Annotated in this window: 16 protein-coding genes; 2 read left to right on the top strand and 14 right to left on the bottom strand. The window is 65.0% G+C overall.

Going from position 1 to position 17,132, the window contains the following annotated elements; all coding sequences use genetic code 11:
* Nucleotides 1-25: 25 nt before the first annotated feature.
* Genes WHZ77_RS01620 through WHZ77_RS01630 form a run of 3 tightly spaced genes read right to left on the bottom strand, consistent with a single transcriptional unit; the run spans nt 26 to nt 4,210 of the window.
* On the bottom strand, nt 26-1,108 hold the full coding sequence (locus WHZ77_RS01620) for a lipocalin-like domain-containing protein (protein ID WP_375312095.1): 1,083 nt from the start codon (nt 1,106-1,108) through the stop codon (nt 26-28).
* The gene (locus WHZ77_RS01625; protein WP_375312096.1) at nt 1,098-3,560 is read right to left on the bottom strand and encodes an ABC transporter permease; all 2,463 of its coding nucleotides are present in this window, start codon (nt 3,558-3,560) and stop codon (nt 1,098-1,100) included. The genes WHZ77_RS01620 and WHZ77_RS01625 overlap by 11 nt, the downstream gene beginning before the upstream one ends.
* The gene (locus tag WHZ77_RS01630) at nt 3,557-4,210 is read right to left on the bottom strand and encodes an ABC transporter ATP-binding protein (RefSeq protein WP_375312097.1); all 654 of its coding nucleotides are present in this window, start codon (nt 4,208-4,210) and stop codon (nt 3,557-3,559) included. Before WHZ77_RS01630 ends, WHZ77_RS01625 begins: the two co-directional genes overlap by 4 nt.
* 145 nt (nt 4,211-4,355) lie before the next feature.
* Here WHZ77_RS01630 and WHZ77_RS01635 point away from each other — a divergent pair, with 145 nt between their 5' ends.
* Entirely contained in the window at nt 4,356-5,705 is a 1,350-nt protein-coding gene (locus WHZ77_RS01635; RefSeq protein WP_375312098.1) for an MFS transporter, read from the top strand.
* Nucleotides 5,706-5,737: 32 nt separating this feature from the next.
* Here the strand turns inward: WHZ77_RS01635 and WHZ77_RS01640 are convergent, their stop codons facing one another.
* The 11 genes from WHZ77_RS01640 to soxX all read right to left on the bottom strand — a co-directional run bounded on the left by WHZ77_RS01640 (nt 5,738) and on the right by soxX (nt 16,014).
* Nucleotides 5,738-6,820, bottom strand: a complete 1,083-nt coding sequence (locus WHZ77_RS01640) for an ISAs1 family transposase (protein ID WP_375312099.1) — start codon at nt 6,818-6,820, stop codon at nt 5,738-5,740.
* A 258-nt stretch (nt 6,821-7,078) separates the two neighbouring features.
* The gene (locus WHZ77_RS01645) at nt 7,079-8,794 is read right to left on the bottom strand and encodes an amidohydrolase family protein (RefSeq protein ID WP_375312100.1); all 1,716 of its coding nucleotides are present in this window, start codon (nt 8,792-8,794) and stop codon (nt 7,079-7,081) included.
* 206 nt (nt 8,795-9,000) lie between these two features.
* On the bottom strand, nt 9,001-10,209 hold the full coding sequence (locus WHZ77_RS01650; protein WP_375312101.1) for an MFS transporter: 1,209 nt from the start codon (nt 10,207-10,209) through the stop codon (nt 9,001-9,003).
* Nucleotides 10,210-10,349: 140 nt separating this feature from the next.
* A complete protein-coding gene (locus WHZ77_RS01655) occupies nt 10,350-10,508 on the bottom strand; it encodes a hypothetical protein (RefSeq protein WP_375312102.1) in 159 nt (52 codons plus the stop codon).
* A gap of 85 nt (nt 10,509-10,593) precedes the next feature.
* Nucleotides 10,594-11,634, bottom strand: a complete 1,041-nt coding sequence (locus WHZ77_RS01660; RefSeq protein ID WP_375312103.1) for an MBL fold metallo-hydrolase — start codon at nt 11,632-11,634, stop codon at nt 10,594-10,596.
* A 228-nt stretch (nt 11,635-11,862) separates the two neighbouring features.
* Entirely contained in the window at nt 11,863-13,608 is a 1,746-nt protein-coding gene (gene soxB / locus WHZ77_RS01665; RefSeq protein WP_375312104.1) for a thiosulfohydrolase SoxB, read from the bottom strand.
* 54 nt (nt 13,609-13,662) lie between these two features.
* Nucleotides 13,663-13,968: a hypothetical protein gene (locus WHZ77_RS01670; protein ID WP_375312105.1), complete on the bottom strand. Its 306-nt coding sequence runs from the start codon at nt 13,966-13,968 to the stop codon at nt 13,663-13,665.
* Nucleotides 13,965-14,828 carry a sulfur oxidation c-type cytochrome SoxA gene (soxA, locus tag WHZ77_RS01675; protein ID WP_375312106.1) on the bottom strand — a complete coding sequence of 288 codons (864 nt, stop codon included), beginning with the start codon at nt 14,826-14,828 and terminating at the stop codon, nt 13,965-13,967. The genes WHZ77_RS01670 and soxA overlap by 4 nt, the downstream gene beginning before the upstream one ends.
* Nucleotides 14,828-15,139, bottom strand: a complete 312-nt coding sequence (soxZ, locus tag WHZ77_RS01680) for a thiosulfate oxidation carrier complex protein SoxZ (RefSeq protein ID WP_375312107.1) — start codon at nt 15,137-15,139, stop codon at nt 14,828-14,830. Before soxZ ends, soxA begins: the two co-directional genes overlap by 1 nt.
* Nucleotides 15,140-15,152: 13 nt before the next feature.
* Nucleotides 15,153-15,632, bottom strand: coding sequence for a thiosulfate oxidation carrier protein SoxY (gene soxY / locus WHZ77_RS01685; protein WP_375312108.1), 480 nt, complete (start codon nt 15,630-15,632; stop codon nt 15,153-15,155).
* Nucleotides 15,633-15,657: 25 nt separating this feature from the next.
* Nucleotides 15,658-16,014 carry a sulfur oxidation c-type cytochrome SoxX gene (gene soxX / locus WHZ77_RS01690; protein WP_375312109.1) on the bottom strand — a complete coding sequence of 119 codons (357 nt, stop codon included), beginning with the start codon at nt 16,012-16,014 and terminating at the stop codon, nt 15,658-15,660.
* Between the two features lie 245 nt (nt 16,015-16,259).
* Between soxX and WHZ77_RS01695 the strand changes: the two genes are divergently transcribed.
* Nucleotides 16,260-16,940, top strand: coding sequence for a DUF938 domain-containing protein (locus tag WHZ77_RS01695; protein WP_375312110.1), 681 nt, complete (start codon nt 16,260-16,262; stop codon nt 16,938-16,940).
* The last annotated feature ends 192 nt before the right edge of the window (nt 16,941-17,132 follow it).

The raw sequence follows: 17,132 nt of genomic DNA on the forward strand, positions 1-17,132 counted from the left end.
CCAATCCCTTCAAACGAGTTGCGCCTCAATAGCCGGTTAGCTCGAGATAGCCAACGCCGTCATGCGTGCCGGCGAAGCTGATCGGCCCCTCCCAATAGGAGAAGCCGGTCCCCATCCAGGCTTTTGGGTTGAGCGGCTTGCAGGAGACCGAGAAGGCGCGCGAGGGAATCGCGATCTGCCATTCCACCGGCAGCTTGCGTCCCGCGACGTCCGCGGTCGCCTTCGGTGTCATCTGGATATCGCCGCCGGCAATCATCTGCGTGTTGCCCGACGCACTGATCCAGTTGCCGAACGGATAATCCCTGCCGTCCTTCTGGCGCAGCCGGTACAGCATCAGCTTGTCGCCGGATGAAAGATGCAGCGACAGCCAGTCCCAGCCGGTCTGGTCGGCATCGAGCGGCTGGCTGCTCCATTCGCGGTCCATCCAGGCCTTACCTGACACATCGACCGCCTTGTCGTCGATGGTGAGCGTGCCGCGCGCGCGGTAGAACGGCTGGCTGTAATAGTAGGAGGCTTGCCCGCGCTCGGACTTGCGGCTGTAGCCCTGGTCGCCCTGCAAGACGACCGGACGATCGGCCTCCAACGTGAGCGCGTAGCTGAAGTCGGTGCCGGCGGCTTTCAGTGTGAGTGGCGACAGGGTGCGATCGTCGGTGCGCTCAAAACCCTTCATCTCCCAATCGTCGATCCACGCCGCGAACGGCTTTGCCGTGACGCCGGCCTGCCCGACCCCGCCGCGCGAAAAGGCTTCGTTGAAACGGTGGGTATCCGCGCGCGTGACCGCGGCATGCGCCATCCAGATCTGCTGATTGGCCCAGCCTTCGCCTTGCGGCCCCGGCTGCGCCGCCTGGCGGAACAGCGTCCATTGCAGGCCGCACGCCGCATCGCTGCTGTCGACCAGATTCGCCGTGAGATACCACCATTCGATGCGAGATTCTGGATGCGGGCCGTGATCGGCGGGGAAGGTGAAAGTCCTTCCCGGCGCCACCTTCGCAAAGCCATCGGCGCTCTCGCCGAGCCCGGCATAGCCTTGCGCGCCCGCACGTCGTGCGAGGGAGAGCGCGGCAATGCCGCCGGCGAAGGCGCGCCGCGAAATCCTGTCAGCGCTCATTGGCAAACACCTTGACGAGGCTCGCCGGCTGCATCCGCGCCAGCCGGATCATCGGCAGCAGTGCGGCAATCAACGATGCGAACAGCGCAACAGCGACCAGCTCGACCAGTTGCAGCGGGAACACATGGAACGGCAGCCGCCAGCCGAACGCCTTCACATTGACGATCGCGATCAGGCACCACGCCACCAGCAGCCCGAGCGGCACGGCCAGCAGCGAGGTGAACAGCGCAACCGACAGCGTCTTGGTCAGCTCGATCGCGGCAAGGCGCGGCCGGGTGATGCCGATCGCCCACAGCGGCGCGAGCTGCGGCAGCCGCGAATTCGCCAGCGTCAGCAGGCTGGTCAGGAGCGCAATGCCGGCGACGCCGAGCGTGAACGCGTTCAGCGCCGATGTCACCGCAAAGGTGCGGTTGAAGATCCGGATCGATTCCGCCTTCACCGTCGCCTGGTCTGCGACGCTGCGATCGTCGAGCGCGAACTGCTTTTGCAACGCCGCGATCAGGCCGGAGATATTCTCCCTGGCGACAATCAGCCCGATCCGCGTCTGCGGCGTCTGCGGGAAATGTCGGATCAGGGCCGCGACGTTCACGGTCAGCTGTCCCCTGGGATTGCCGTAATCGGCATAGATGCCGGCGATGTCGAGCTCCCAGCTCCCGCCGGGCGTTGGCACCTCGATGACGTCGCCGACGCGCACATTCAGCCGCCGGCTCAACTGTTCGCTGATGAAGGCGGCATTGCCAGGCACCAGCTGGCTCCAGGCGCGCGGCGCAGTCTCCAGCAGCGGCCAGCGTTCGCGATAGAGCGCATGATCGGGCAGGCCGAGCAATTCCACCGGCTGACCCTTCAGCTGCGTCTCGGCGCGGCCGCCTGACAGGATGGCCTGAACCTCGCTGCGCTGCTTCAGCCAGTTGCGGATCGCAACGCCTTGCGCATTGTCGGAGGCGCTGATGTAGACGTCGGCCGCGAGCCGCCCGTTGAGCCAGCCGATGAAGGTGCGGCTGAAGGTTTCCACCATGGTGGACACTCCGACATTGACGGAGAGCGCGAGCAGTAGCGCCATCAGCGCGAGCGACAATCCCGAGAGCTGTTGACGGCTGTCCGCCCAGAACCACAACGAAAGCGGCCCGCGCGCGGTGCGCTGGCCAGTGAGCAGGATGATCTCGAGGAAGGCCGGCAGGATCAGCGCCGCGCCGAGCATCAGCGCCGCCAGCACGCCAAAGCCCGCGATCAGCGATTGCCCGTAGTGAAGCAGCAGCAGCGCGACCGCGAACACCGCGCAGGCCGCGAAGCTCTGCAGGATCAGCCAGCGGCGCTGCCGCTGCTGCCAGGCGTACGGTTGCGCGGTCGCCAGCACCGGCATCCTGATTGCCTTGATCAGGCTGGTCGCCGCCGCGACGATCGCACCGGCGACGCTGATGCCGATGCCGGCAAACCACCATTCGGGCTGCAGCGTGAGTTGCCCCGGGATCTGCGCGCCATAGAGCCCGCGCAGCGATGCCGCCACATCCGGCAGCAGCGCCGCCGCGATGAAATATCCGCAGACCAGCCCGATCAGGCCGGCGACCAGCGCCAGCGCGACCAGCTCGACCACCAGCACCGTGTTGACCAGTCGCGCCGACGCGCCGCAGGCCCGCAACGTGCGCAGCATCGGCAGCCGCTGCTCGAAGGCAAGTCCGACGGCGGAGTTGACGATGAACAGTCCGACGAAGAACGACAGCAGACCGAAGGCGGTGAGGTTCAGGTGAAAGCTATCGGTGAGACGCTCGAGTTCCGTCTCCGCGTTCGGTTCGACCCGCTGCAACGCCTCGCCGACGACGTCTTGAAGCGGCGCGGGCTTGCCCTTCGGCTTGCCGATCAGAAGCCGCGACACCTGGTCCGGCTTGTTCAGCAGAAGCTGCGCCACGCCGATGTCGACCACGAGCACGTCGGGCACGAGCTGCGGCAGCACGCGCAGCGGCGGCAGCTTTGCGCCGTTGCTGATCGGCAGCGCTGCGCCTTCCTGCGCCTGTAGATCGCTCAGCGTCTCCTTTGCCACCAGCGTCTGGCCGGGTGGGGCGACGAAGCTGTTCAAATCCGCTGCGCCCAGGCGCGGCGCATTGCCGACATCGGCCGGCAGCGTCACCGGCTCGATGCCGAGCAGCCGCACCGGGCGGCCGTTGACCTGGACCCGTCCCTCCAGCACCGGCGAGACCGGCCAGCCCGCGCGGCGGAGCTTGACGAAAAGGTCCTGAGGAAAGGTCGCCGCGTCAGGCGCGACCAGCATCGCGGTGCGTACGCCGCCGAAGGTTGCGGCGGCACGGTCATAGGCATTGCGGGCCTGCTGGTTGATCGCCTGCACGCCGCTCCACAACGCGGTCGCGGCGATCAACCCGATCAGGAGCGTCGCGAACTGCATCTTGTGCCGCCGCCAATGGCTCAGGAGCACCGCGAGCACCCACAGCGCGCGCCTCATGCGATCCGTCCTGCATGCAGGGTGAGATGGCGATCGAGCGTGCCGGCCAGATGCAGGCTGTGCGTCACCATCAGGAAGCCGCAGCCGGTGCGCGCGACGAGGTCGCGCGTCAGCGCCAGCACGTCCTCGGCGGTGTCCTCGTCCAGATTGCCGGTCGGCTCGTCCGCCAGCAGCAGCGAGGGTTTGATCGCCAGCGCCCGGCCGATTGCGACCCGTTGCTGCTGGCCGCCTGATAATTGTTCGGGATAACGCTTGAGCAGATTTCCGAGCCCGAGCCGCTCGGTCAGCTCCTTGGACCAGGCCGCATCGTGCCGGCCGGCGATCCGCGCCTGGAAGGCGAGATTGTCCGCGACCGACAGGCTGGGGATGAGATTGAACTGCTGAAAGACCAGGCCGATCCGGTCGCGCCGGAGCTTTGCGCGACCTGCATCGGAGAGCTCCGTGACCTCGATGTCCTCGAGCCGGATCGTGCCGCCATCGGCGGCGTCCAGCCCGGCGATCAGGTGCAGCAGCGTGCTCTTGCCGCTGCCGGATTCGCCGGTGAGTGCGACGCGTTCGCCCGCCCTGAGATCGAGGTCGATGCCACGCAGCACATGGACCGGCTCGTCGGCCGAGGCGAACGTCTTTGAGAGATTTCGGATGCTCAGCACGATCAATGGCGCCGGACGGAATTAGCGGAAATGCTGCGTAGCACACCTGCTGCGGAAATGCCGGGGTTGCGTTGCCGTTCAAGCCGTTGTTAGCTTCGACAACGGCCAAATCATAAAAGTGCCAAAAAGAAATACGGGGAGAATAATGAGCGCTCAGGGAACGCCGTCCGCGGCGGGTAAGACGGCAGGGATATCCAAGGGTTTGGCAAAGCCAACGCCGAAGGGCGCCTGGACCGTCACGTTTCTCCTCTTTCTCTTCATGGTCGTGAACTTCGCCGACAAGATCGTCGTCGGTCTCGCCGGCGTGCCGATCATGACCGACTTGAAGCTCGACGCCGAGCAATTCGGCCTGCTCGGCTCGTCGTTCTTCTTCCTGTTCTCGATCTCGGCCATCGTGGTCGGCTTCATCGTCAATAAGGTTCCGACGCGCTGGGTGCTGCTGACGCTGGCGGTGATCTGGGCGCTGGCGCAGTTCCCGATGGTCGGCACCGTCTCCTTCACCACGCTGCTGATCTGCCGCATCGTGCTGGGCGCGGGCGAAGGCCCGGCCTTCTCGGTCGCCGCGCACGCGATCTACAAATGGTTCCCGGACGAGAAGCGCACGCTGCCGACCGCGATCCTGTCGCAGGGCTCGGCCTTCGGCGTCATCCTGGCCGTGCCGGCGCTGAATTGGGTCATCGTCAATCACTCCTGGCACTACGCCTTTGGCGCGCTCGGCGTGGTCGGCCTGATCTGGGTCTGCGCCTGGCTGACGTTCGGCAAGGAAGGCCCGCTGGAGGACACGCAGGCCTTCGCGGCCAACGAGCCAAAAATCCCCTATGTCCAGCTGCTGACCTCGCGCACCTTCCTCGGCTGCGTGATCGCGACCTTCGGCGCCTATTGGGCGCTGTCGCTCGGTCTCACCTGGTTCACGCCGTTCATCGTCAAGGGCCTCGGATTCTCGCAGAGCCAGGCCGGCTTCGTCTCGATCCTGCCCTGGGTGTTCGGCGCCACCATCGTCATCCTCACCGGCTGGATCTCGCAGGTGATGACGGCGCGCGGCTACACCACGCGCATCTCGCGCGGCGTGCTCGGCTCAGTGCCGCTGATCCTCGGCGGCCTGATCCTGGCGATGATGCCGCATGCGCAGGGTGCGGGCTTGCAGATCGCGCTGCTTGTCGTCGGCTCGGGACTGTGCGGCGCGATCTACGTCGTCTGCCCGCCGATGCTCGGCGAATTCACGCCGTCGTCGCAGCGCGGCGCGGTCATCGCGATCTACGGCGCGCTCTACACGCTCTCGGGCATCATCGCACCGAGCGTCATGGGTACCGTGATCCAGCGCGCCGGCAACATGATCGACGGCTACATGACCGGCTTCACCATCAACGCGGTGGTGATGGTCGGCTCCGGTGTGATCGGCCTGCTGCTGCTGTGGCCGAACACGGAGAAGGCCAGGCTGACACGCGGTGCGGCGGCGCAGCCGGCGGCACTGAAGGGTGCGGTGTCACCGACGTAAGATGCGCTTTTACCCTCCCCTGGAGGGTAGGGCTATCGCATATGGGTAAGGGCGCGGAGAAGGAAATCGTTATTCCATCTGGCTTCGAGCATTTTGTGGCTTGTGCGCACAGGGCCTGGTGTCGCCTGCAATGTGTTGATGGCGAGTTTGCGGATAGCTGCGAGGTTCTCGGCAGCATGGCCCTTGCGGCTACGGCATGCGTCCTCATCGAACAGAACGTCGAGAACCCAGTGCAAGTTGTTCTCGATGCCCCAATGGGCGCGCACGACCTCAAGCAGCTTCTTGGCCGGGAGCGGACGCGATGCCAGAAAGTATCGTGCCGTGTGCTTGGCGGCTTTGCCGGTATTGGCTCTCCAACTGTCGATGCGGCCAACGGCGGCGATGGCGGGGAAGCCGAATTGCTCCGCCAATTGCGGTGCCGGGGTAACGATGGCCTGCCGGCGCTCCGTGCGGCCGTGGGCGGATGTCCTCCGCTGGCTCGCTCGCGTGGGCTTTCGGGCGGTGTCGATGAGCGCCTTCGCGGCTTTGAAGAGCCGACCGCGATTGCTCTTGATGGCCAACACGTAGTGGCCCTTCCGCTTGCGTATGGCCTGCGCCGTGTCGGGCCGGCAATGCAAGGCGTCGGCGGTGACAAGAGCGCCGTCCAGATCGAGCAGAGCGAGGACTTTGAGAACGCCGGCAACCTCGTTGCGATTGGGGGCCTTGCTCTGAGCCAGCGCCATGCGTGTGCCTGCCGCCCAGACATTGACCATATGCAGCGGCATGGCCCGCCGGCCACGTGTGAAGGCTCCTCGCAAGGCCTTCCCGTCAATACTGACCACGCCCTTGATGCCGAAGCCCTTGCTGAACTTACGCAAAACCGCTTCCAGCCCCTTCGGGTCCAGCGCGCGGAAAACCGTGCTGAACGTATCGTGGCTGGGAATGCCGTGTCGAAGCTCCAGGAACCCTCGCAACAGCTCCTCTCGGCCTCTGCCGAAGAACTCGAACTCGGTACAGGTCTTGGCGCCAGCCAGCGTTGCCGCCAAAGCGATGATGAGAATCTCGGCCAGATCGTGCCGTGTGTTGTCGGCGCGAGGATCCTTAAGCGGTCGAAGCAGGCGCCTGAGTTTGCGCATTCCGGTCTCCCTCGGGAAGCGAGAGACACCCAAAGAATCCAGTTCCAACCCCTTTGCAACACGCCGTTAGCGTCATATGCGATTCCCCTACCCTGGAGGGGGAGGGTCGATCGCGCGCAGCGCGAGCGGGGTGGGGTGATCTCTCCACGCGGGCAACGTTTGAGGTGGAGAGACTGTCACCCCACCCCGTCTCACATTTCGCTGCGCTCCATGTGAGCCAACCCTCCCCCTCCAGGGGAGGGTAAGCGGCAGCCTTCCCTACTGCATCCCCTGCGCGCCCCGAATCAGCTTCCCCGGCCGGCGTCCCGTCGCCTCACCCTGCCGCCGCGTCACCACGCCCGACACGATCGTCGCCTCGTAGCCGTCGACATCCTGCAACAGCCGCCGCCCGCCGACGGGCAGATCGTAATGCACCTTCGGCGGATGCAAATGCAGCCGGTCGTAGTCGATGACGTTGACGTCGGCCTTGTAGCCCGGGGCAAGAAGCCCGCGATCGGTGAGGCCGACCGACAGCGCGGTCTTGCGCGACTGCGCGGCCACCACGAACGGGATCGAGAGCTTCTCGCCGCGCTTGCGGTCACGCGTCCAGTGCGTCAGCAGATAGGTCGGGAAGCTGGCATCGCAGATGATGCCGCAATGTGCGCCGCCGTCGGACAGGCCCGGCACCGATTGCGGATCGATCAGCATCTCGCGCGTCGCATCGAGATTGCCGTCGGCGTAGTTGAGGAACGGCACGTAGAGCATGCCCTTGCCGTCGTCCGACAGCATGGCGTCATAGGCCAGCTCTTCCGGCTGCCGGCCCTGCTGGCGCGCCTGCGGACCCAGCGCGCTCTCCGGAGGCTGCTCGTAGTCGGGGGGATCGCCGAGCAGGAACATCTTGTCGTAGTTGGGCCGGAAGAACAGCGGATCGTCGGTCGCGGTCGCTGTCTCGCTGAGGATCGCCTTGCGGACCTCGGATTGATGCAGCCGTGCCAGCCGTTCCTGCAGCGGCAGATGCGCGATCGCCTTGTAGCTCGGATGGGTCTGGAACGGGTTGCGCGACAGCTCGAGTCCGAGCAGCAAGCCCACGGGCCGCGCCGCGATCTGCGCGGTGATGGAGAGGCCGCGCTTGGCCGCCGCGTTGATCTCGTCCAGCGTCTGGCGCCAACGGTTGGGCGCCTTGTCGTTCTGCGTGATCGAGAACGAGATCGGGCACTTCGTGGCGTCGGCCACCCTCAGCATCATCGGCAGATCTTCGTGGATGGTGGAGAGATCGAGCACGAATTGCAGCACGCTGCGGCCTTGGCTGTGCATCGCACCCGCAATCGCCGTGAGCTCGTCTTCGCCCGCCTTCAGCGTCGGCGTGAAGTCGCCAGTCGAGGTGCGGTGGTTGAGCGTGCGCGAGGTCGAGAAGCCGAGCGCGCCGGAACGCACCGCTTCGCCCGCGAGTTTTGCCATCGCCGCGTTGTCCTCGGCAGTGGAGGGATCGCGGCGCGCGCCGCGCTCGCCCATCACATAGACCCGCAGCGCCGCGTGCGGCAGCTGCGCGCCGACGTCGATGTCGAAATCGCGCTTCGAAAGCCAGTTCATGTAGTCGGGGAAGCTTTCCCACGCCCATGGAATGCCCGCGCTCAGCACCGGCTCGGGAATGTCCTCGACGCCTTCCATGAGCTGGATCAGGCGGGTGTGGTCGGCGGGCTTGCAGGGCGCAAAACCAACGCCGCAATTGCCCATGATCGCGGTGGTGACGCCGTTCTGAGACGACGGCGTGATGTCCTGGCTCCAAGTCACCTGGCCGTCGTAATGGGTGTGCACGTCGACGAAGCCTGGCGTCACCAGCTTGCCGCGCGCGTCGATTTCTTCTTTGCCCTTGGCCGAAACCTTACCGACCTCGCTGATCCTGCCGCCGGTGATGGCAATGTCGGCCTCGAACAACTCGCCGCCGCTTCCATCCGCAACGGTGCCGCCGCGGATCACGAGATCAGGGGTGCTCATGGTGTTTCTTCCCGTTTTGTTTTGTTGTTTCTTTTCGTCGTCCCGGACAAGCGCAGCGAAGCGGAGCGCAGATCCGGGCCCCATAGCCACAGGGAGTAATTTTGCGAAGACTCAGGGCTACCAGTCTTGCCTTATTACTTCTCCCTGTGGTTATGGGTCCGTGCGTTCGCAGGGACGACAGTTGAATTCGTAGCGATACCAACGGCTCAATTTGCCTTCGCCGGCTTCCGCTCCGTGAACGGCGACAGCACCACCGTCGCCAGCATGAAGATCACCGACGCCCCGAACACCCAGTGCGGCGCGCTCTGGTCCATGATCCAGCCGAACAGCAGCGGGCTGACGATGCCGCCGAGATTGAAGCCGGTGGAGACGATGCCGAAGGCGCGGCCGGCGGCGCCGGGAGGCGCGGCGTTGCGCACTAGCATGTCGCGCGAGGGCGCGATCACGCCGGAGAGAAATCCTGCGGTTGCCATCGTTGCGGTCAGCGCCCAGCCCGGCAGTGTGACCAGCGCGATCAGCAGCACGATTGCCGCGTTGGCGGCAAAGCAGGCGGCGGCGACATAGCCGTGGCGCTCGGTGTGGTCGGCAAGGAAGCCGCCCGCGAGCACGCCGACGGCGCTCGAGGCGAGGAACGCGGTCAGCGCGACGTTGGCGGCGGAGTAGGACGCGCCATAACCGCTCATCAGCGCCACCACGCCGAAATTGTTGATGCCGGCAACCGACAGGCTGAGCAGCGTGAACAGCACGGTGAGCGTGATCAGCGCCGGCGTGATCACCGCCTGCTTCGGCGTGCGCTCGCTGCCGGGCTTTGTCTTGTGCGCGCCGGCATCGGGGATGCTCATCGTCACGAGCAGCAGCGCCACCAGCACGCCGATCGCACCCGCCGCGATCAGCGCACCTGTGCCGCCGGACACGGTGACGAGTGCAGCAACGATCGCCGGCGCAACCGCGCCGCCGAGATAGCCGGCGAACGTGTGGATCGAGAACGCGCGGCCCATCCGCGCCTCATCCATGTGCTCTGCCAGGATGGCGTAATCGGCGGGGTGGTAGACGCTGTTGGCAAGGCCAAGCAGCACGGCGCAGGCGATCAGCGAAGCGTAACTCAGATGCAGCCCGAGCAGGATCAGCGCGAGCCCTCCCAGCGTCAGTCCGCCCAGCAGGATCCGGCGCGCGCCGAAATGGTCGACGAGATAGCCGGTGGGCGCCTGCGTCAGCCCGGACACGACCGCGGAGACCGTGAGCGCAAACCCGAGCTCGACATAGCCGACGCCGAGTTGACCCTTCAGGAACGGAAACAGCATCGGCAGGACCAGCAGATGGAAATGGCTGACCCAATGCGCGATCGAAATCCCGGTCAGCGTGCGCAGCGCGCTGTCCGCCTTGCCTTGCTGCGGTGCAGCGAGAACATCGACCATTGCAGTTCCGTTTCACTCCCGATGGGAGCGCAAACTATCGGGGACAGCGGTTATTTGTCCATGAACGCAGGCGCATGGCAGGTAGCGCGGGTGGGACAGCGGAGAGTGTGGCACTAGCGTCGGATCAATCCCGCAACCCCTCACAATGGCTCGTCATCAGCGCCGTATCTATCGTGCTTCGGTGTGGCGATATCGCCGTCTTCGTAATCGTCGTCGTCGGTCGCGCGCGGCGGCGGAGGCTTTTTCGCCTTGTCGTCGACTGTCTTTGGCGGCTCGCTTGGTTTGGCGGTCTTGGCCATTGTCGTTCCCGGATGGTGATGCGTCATCCGCTTCTACGCGCAAAATATGTGCGGTTCCTGACTTATCTCAAGCCTCGGCTGGCCCTCAGCCGTGCACGATCGGTCCGCCCGCCTTCTTCCAGGCGTCGATGCCGCCGGCGATGTGCGCCGTGTTGGACAATCCGGCTTGCTTCGCTGCGGCCACCGCCATCGCCGAGCGCTCGCCGAAGGCGCAGAAGAACACCACGCGGCGGCCGGTGGCGGCCGCGACCTCGCGCAGCATGCCGCCGGGCTTCAGACTTTCCTCGACGCTCGGATAGGGCGTGTGCAGCGCGCCCTCGAGCATGCCGTGCTTCATCCGCTCGTTGCTCTCGCGCAGATCGACCAGCAGGATATCGGGCCGGCCGAGGACGCGGATCGCCTCGACCGCGCTCAGCGCGCGGCCCTCCTTCTCCAGCTCCTCCTGATGCAGGCCGACATGCATGTTGGCGGGCACCGCCACGTCCATCATCTTCGGATTGGGCAGCTTCAAATTGGCCATCAGCTCGATATATTCATCGACCGAGCGCACCTGGAGGCGCGGATTGTAGCGACGCTCCTCGCCGATGGTGGAGACGGTGTCGCCCTTGTAGTCATGCGCCGGGAACACCATGGTCTCGTCCGGCAGCCTGAGCAGGCGGTTGAAGATCGAATCGTATTGCGCACGCGACGAGCCGTTCTGGAAATCGGTGCGGCCGGTGCCGCGGATCAGCAGCGTGTCGCCGGTGAAGACGCGGTCGCCCATCAGGTAGGAATAGGAATCGTCGGTGTGGCCCGGCGTGTACATCACGTCGAGCGACAGGCCCTCGATGGTCACCTTGTCGCCGTCAGCAACCCGCATCGCCACCACGTCGGCCTTGGTCTGGTCGCCCATCACGGTCATGCAATGGGTGCGGTCGCGCAGCTCGCCGAGGCCGGTGACGTGATCGGCGTGCAGATGGGTATCGACCGCCTTCACCAGCTTGAGGTCGAGCTCGCGCAGCAGCTGGCAATAGCGGTCGACCTTCTCCAGCACAGGATCGAGGATCAGCGCCTCGCCGCCGGGGCGGCTGGCGAGGACGTAACTGTAGGTGCCCGAAACGCTGTCGAAGAGCTGGCGGAAGATCATGGCAAGGCCCGGCGTGAAACTGATTTCGAAATCCTACTACGCTGGCGATTATAAAGAGAAGTAATTCACTGTGTAGACGGAAAAATTTGGAAGATTTTATTCCGGAGGAAGGGGTGGGGGATGGCCGGTCCACAGATTCACTGTGGTCCCTGCGCCCCGTGCGCAATTGCGCACGAGGCAGGGACGACAGCGGAGGGTGTCGCGCCGGCAGCGCCGACCGCCCTAACACTATCCTGCGATGCCCGGATTGCCGTCGACGCCCTTCAGCGTGACGCCTGAGCCGAGCCGCTCCTGAAACATCCGGCCCGAGCGCAGATATTTGGCCACCACGTCCCATACCGGCGCGCCCTGCTGGCCGTTCACCGAGGCCCAGCCCGCGACCTTGTAGCGATGGCTTGCGCTCAGCGCCTTGCCGCCGTTGAGCCTCACATCGGAGATGCGGCTGCCGATAGCGGCATTCGGCGTGCAGGTGTAGCCGAGCCCGCCGGCGCGCACCATGTCGCCGCCTTGCTGGTAATAGGGATCGGCATTGAAGAGATTGTCGCAGATGTCTTCCAGCACGTCCTTGATCTCTGCGCCGGTCATCTCCTGCACATAGGTCTCGGGATAGGTGATCGCGGTCTCCGCGAGCAAATCCTCCATCGTCAGCGGTTGGCCTGGCAGCGCGGTGACGCCCCAGCGGAAGCCCGGCGACAGCGCGATCTCGGCGTCGAGCTCGGTGCGCAGCGCGGCGCAGATCAGCTCGTCGATGGGGCCGGCGAAATTGTCGCGGCGATAGAGCAGGCGGTCAGGCGTTGCGATCCTGTCCGACCAGTCGGCCATGTGCGGCGCGCGGACCCGACCGATCAACTCGGCCATGGCAGGATCGGGTTTCAGCAGCTCGGAATAGACCGGCAGCAGACGATATCTGACGTCGCTGACCTTGCCCTTGTCGAGTGCGAGATCGAGCACTCCCAAGAACTTCCCGTTGGAGCCGGCATTGGTCACGAGCGTCGTACCACCCGCGTTCTTCACCGCGACCGGCTGCGGGATCGCGTCATGGGTATGGCCGCCGAGGATGACGTCGATGCCGGAGACGCGGCTTGCGAGCTTGAGGTCGACATCCATGCCATTGTGCGACAGCAGGATGACGGCATCGACCTTGCCGTTGCCGCGCAAGGCATCGACGTGCTTCTGCAGCTCCTCCTCGCGGATGCCAAAGGTCCAGTCCGGCGTGAACCGCTTGGGATGCGCGATCGGCACGTAGGGAAAAGCCTGGCCGACGATCGCGACGCGATGGCCGCCGAGCTCCCTGATCACGGACGGCTTGAACACGCGCCCGCTCGCCTTGTCGAAGGCGGGGGCATCGTTGAACGCGGCTTCCTCGGTCAGGAAGACGTTCTGCGCCAGAAACTCGCCCTTGAAGCGCTCGAGATTGTCGCGCAGCGCCTGCTCGCCATAGGTGAATTCCCAATGCCCGGTCATCGCCTCGATGCCGAGCAGGTTGGCGACCTCGACCATGTCGCGCCCCTGCATGATGTTGGCAAGCCCCGTGCCCTGCCAGAGATCGCCGCCGTCAACCAGCAGCGAACGTCCTTCGCCGGCGTCGCCGCGCAGCCGATCGATCAGCGTCTTCAGATGGGCGAAGCCGCCGAGCTTGCCGAAGCGCGCCGCTGACTTCTCGAACTCAAGGAAGGTGTAGGCATAGGCATCGGCACTGTCGGCCCGGACCCCGAACCGCTCCAGAAAGGCGCGGCCGACCAGATGCGGCGGCCGGCCCGCCATCTCGCCGACGCCGATATTGACGCTGGGCTCGCGGACATAAACCGGGTTGAGCTGCGCATGGGTGTCGGTGGTGTGCAGGATGCGCGCATTGCCGAACCGTTCGAGGTCGTAAATGCTCGCGGTCTCGGCGCTACGCGCCGGTCTCGGCAGGCTCAGCGATGCTGCGACTATGCCTGCATTCTTAAGGAAATCGCGGCGGCGGATCGCCATCCCAGATTCTCCGCGCCTCTTCTCGGCAGTTCGACGGTTCCACAAGATCTGAGCTTAGCGGATTTCCATCGCCTTCCACGCTTCTTTTTCAGACATGGCCTGGAAGATCGACGCCTTCGCCAGCGCCTCGGCCTCCTTCGCAGCGGTCGTCGCGCGGTCGAAATCGCGGCCGTCCGCGGCGCGCTTCGCCGCCGCCAGCGCCGATACGGTCACGGTCCACTGGTTGCGCATGCCGGCCGCCTCCCTGGAGGCGGCTTCGGCAGCAGCATAGGCCGCTTTGTAATCCGCCTCGTTTGCCGCGCTCGCGGCAGGCGCGAGGCTCAAGGCGAGCAACATGGCGAGGGGAAGTGACCGCTTCATGGCCGTGCTCCCGGCCCCGAGATCGGCAGGCCGTTGGCGACGTAGGAGAGGAAGTATTCGACGTCGCGATATTCGTCCGCCTGCGGCTCCAGCGGAACCGCGCGGGTCTGGCTGTTGCAGGTGACGAAGCGGCGGCTGGTCGTGCCCATGCCGCTCCATTCGGAGCGATAGATCGGCATCGCGTTCAGAATGCCGAGGGCGGGCGCCAGGATCTCGGCGCGGATGCGCTCGCCCGGGCTCTGCACATGGCAGCTCGCGCAGGAGAAGTTCATCTGACCGCGCCGCGTGTAGAAATAGCGCTTGCCGTTCTCGAACGCCGCGAGCGCGCGGGGATCGTCGGGAATTCTGATGTCCATCGGCTTGCCGCGTGAAGTGAAAGCCATGTAGGCGGTCAGCGAGGCCATCTCGTCCTTGACGTAGGAATAGGGCGCCTCGCCATTGGCCTCGCGGCAGCGGTTGAGCGCGAGCTCCAGCGTGACGACCTTGCCTTCCTTCTCGTCGAAATAGGGATAGTTCTGGCGAATGCCGATGCCGCCGTTCGGGAAGCAGTCGGCGTAGCTCTTGCCGTTCTTGAACGGCGTCGCGAACATTTCCTTGCCGGCGTCGAGCGCGAACTCGTAAGGCGGGAATTCTTCCTTCTCCTGCCACTGCCGCTTCATGTCCGCGTTCATCGAATACGGACCGTTGACGAAATCCTCGCGCTTCACATCGGGGAATTTCTGGAAGAAGAAGTTCTGGAACACCTTGGCGTCGGCCGCGGGATCGACCTTGTCGGCCGCGATCACGCGCGGCGAGGCGAGGGTGAGCGCGACCAGCGCGGCGCTCACCGAGCCGAGCACGAGGGCGATGCGGGCCTTCATCACGCGATCTTCGCGGTGATCGTATCCGACCCGCCCTTGTTGTCGGTCCAGCTGATCTTGAGGTCGTCGCCCTTCCTGGCGCCCTTGAAGCTGAACTTGACGTAGGGGTCCTTGGAGACCGCGGTGCCCCAATCGGCGACGAAGACGTCCTTGCCGTTACATTCGAACTTCAGCTCCTGGATGAAATGCGCTGGGATCAGTTCGCCCTTGGCGTCCTTGACGAAGCCGGTGTCCATGGGATGCTGGATCAGCGCCTGCACCTCGGTGATGTCGCCGTTGGATGTTGCGCGCACGCGAATGCTTGATGCCATCGGACCGATCCTCCTAGCCGCCGCAGCCGCCGACAGTGACTTTCACTTCCTTGGTCGCGCTGTAGAGCTTGCCGTCGGCTTCCACGATCGCGGTCAATTTGGTGGTCTTGGCCATCTTCAGGCGGTTGGCGACACCAGGGATCGTGCCGTCCGGAATCCTGTAGGACGCTGCGAGCGCGCTCGGGTTTTCGGCCACGAAGAACGAGATCGAGGTCACCTTGTCGAGCGTCGTCGTCACCGAGATCGGCACGACGCCACCATTCTCGGCGATCTCGGGCGCATCCAGCTTGACCTTGTCGGAGGGCTCGGCGGTCCTGCCATAGAGCGCCTTGATCGCGTCCGCCTCGCCCTTCTGCTTGAACGCTTGCTCCGGGTATTTGTCGTTGGCCGCCGCACGCGCGGGCGCGAACGGCAGGTTGCCGAGGCCAAGCAGCGCGACCGAGGCCGCGCCCTGAAGGATCAGGCGTCGCGTTGCGAGGGGGCGTGGGGTCATCTCGAGTCTCCTGGCGTGCCTGAAATCACAGGGTCTGCAGGAAATCAACGATCGCGCTGATCTCCTGTTCGGTCAAAATCCTGTTCCGGCCGAACGGCGGCATCATGGTCTGCGGATTGCGTTTGGTCTCGTCGAAGACGATCGCGACCAGTTCGTTGCGATCAGGGTATTTTGATTTGATGTCCTTCAGCTCCGGACCGATCGTACCCGGCAGGTCGCCGCCCTTGATTGCATGGCAGGTCAGGCAGTTGCCCTTGCCGCGGTCGAAGGCGAGCCTCTGGCCGTCAGTCACGGCGGATTGCGCCCGCGCGGAGCTTCCGGCAAGGCCGGCGGCGATGGCCAGCAGGACGTAAAGGACGGGCGTCCGGGGAAAGGCGGTCAAGGCGGCATTCCAAGGCGTTATGTCGATGATCTCGTTTACGGAAATATAGTGCTCCAAAGCACAAAGGGCACCGCCTGACAATCAAGACTATGCAGGCGGCAAAATGGAGTTAATATCTTCCGCATTGCAACTAAAGAGATTATTTGTTCGGCGGATTCAGGCCCCGGGGCGCGGGCCGGCTGTTTTCAGGGCGTTTGGGCACTCATGCTGTTTTTATCTCGTTCTCGTTTTCAAGGGGACCACAATTGGCTGAATATGTCGTCGAATTTGGCAGGGACGGCGGACGGGTCGAGTCGGACGGGCGGCTCGATGCGCCTGCATTTCATCGCAATCACGAATCGCTCTGGGCGGCGCTGGAAAAGCATCTCGCCGGCCTGACTGGCAACGTGGTCGAGCTCGGCAGCGGAACCGGACAGCACGTGGTCCATTTCGCGCGGCACACCCCCGGCCTGATCTGGTGGCCGAGCGACCTCAACCAGCGCCACCTCAGGAGCATCGAAGCCTGGCGCGTTCATTCGGGCCTGCAGAACATCCGCAGTCCCTTGCGGATCGACCTCGCCGATCCCGACTGGTGTCCGGAGCTGAAAAACGGCCAGGTGCCGACCAGCTTCGCCGCATTGTTCTGCGCCAACGTCATCCACATCGCGCCGTGGAGCGTGGCCGAAGGCCTGTTCGCCGGCGCCGGCCGCTATCTGCGCGCCGACGGCAAGCTGTTGCTCTACGGTCCGTTCAAGCGCGACGGCAAGCACACCGCGCTCAGCAACGCCGTGTTCGACACCTCCTTGCGTGAGGGCAACCCCGACTGGGGCGTGCGCGATATCAGCGACGTCGAGACGCTCGCGCGCGGCGCGCGCCTGGGTCTGGTCGATACGATCGACATGCCCGCGAACAATCTGACGCTGGTGTTTTCGCGCCAACCGCGATGACGGTGCGCTCCCTCCCACGCTTGCGGGGGAGGGTTGGGGAGAGGGTGTCTCCACAACGGGGCAATCCTCCCTTAGAGGAGAAAGCCCTCACCCGCGGTGCTCAGGCGCGCAAGTGCGCTGCCGAGCACGTCGACCTTTCCCGCAAGCAAGCAGGAGAGGTGCACCACCTGCTGGGCTCGCGCTGATCAAGCC

This window comes from Bradyrhizobium sp. A5 (assembly GCF_042076515.1).
GTDB lineage: Bacteria > Pseudomonadota > Alphaproteobacteria > Rhizobiales > Xanthobacteraceae > Bradyrhizobium > Bradyrhizobium cosmicum.

Coding starts and splice junctions, on each gene's coding strand:
- WHZ77_RS01655 (WP_375312102.1), bottom strand. CDS start 10,508: ATGGCCAAGACCGCCAAACCAAGCGAGCCGCCAAAGACAGTCGACGAC.
- WHZ77_RS01625 (WP_375312096.1), bottom strand. CDS start 3,560: ATGAGGCGCGCGCTGTGGGTGCTCGCGGTGCTCCTGAGCCATTGGCGG.
- soxZ (WP_375312107.1), bottom strand. CDS start 15,139: ATGGCATCAAGCATTCGCGTGCGCGCAACATCCAACGGCGACATCACC.
- WHZ77_RS01620 (WP_375312095.1), bottom strand. CDS start 1,108: ATGAGCGCTGACAGGATTTCGCGGCGCGCCTTCGCCGGCGGCATTGCC.
- WHZ77_RS01650 (WP_375312101.1), bottom strand. CDS start 10,209: ATGGTCGATGTTCTCGCTGCACCGCAGCAAGGCAAGGCGGACAGCGCG.
- WHZ77_RS01670 (WP_375312105.1), bottom strand. CDS start 13,968: ATGAAGCGGTCACTTCCCCTCGCCATGTTGCTCGCCTTGAGCCTCGCG.
- WHZ77_RS01645 (WP_375312100.1), bottom strand. CDS start 8,794: ATGAGCACCCCTGATCTCGTGATCCGCGGCGGCACCGTTGCGGATGGA.
- WHZ77_RS01635 (WP_375312098.1), top strand. CDS start 4,356: ATGAGCGCTCAGGGAACGCCGTCCGCGGCGGGTAAGACGGCAGGGATA.
- soxA (WP_375312106.1), bottom strand. CDS start 14,828: ATGAAGGCCCGCATCGCCCTCGTGCTCGGCTCGGTGAGCGCCGCGCTG.
- WHZ77_RS01640 (WP_375312099.1), bottom strand. CDS start 6,820: ATGCGCAAACTCAGGCGCCTGCTTCGACCGCTTAAGGATCCTCGCGCC.
- WHZ77_RS01660 (WP_375312103.1), bottom strand. CDS start 11,634: ATGATCTTCCGCCAGCTCTTCGACAGCGTTTCGGGCACCTACAGTTAC.
- soxY (WP_375312108.1), bottom strand. CDS start 15,632: ATGACCCCACGCCCCCTCGCAACGCGACGCCTGATCCTTCAGGGCGCG.
- soxB (WP_375312104.1), bottom strand. CDS start 13,608: ATGGCGATCCGCCGCCGCGATTTCCTTAAGAATGCAGGCATAGTCGCA.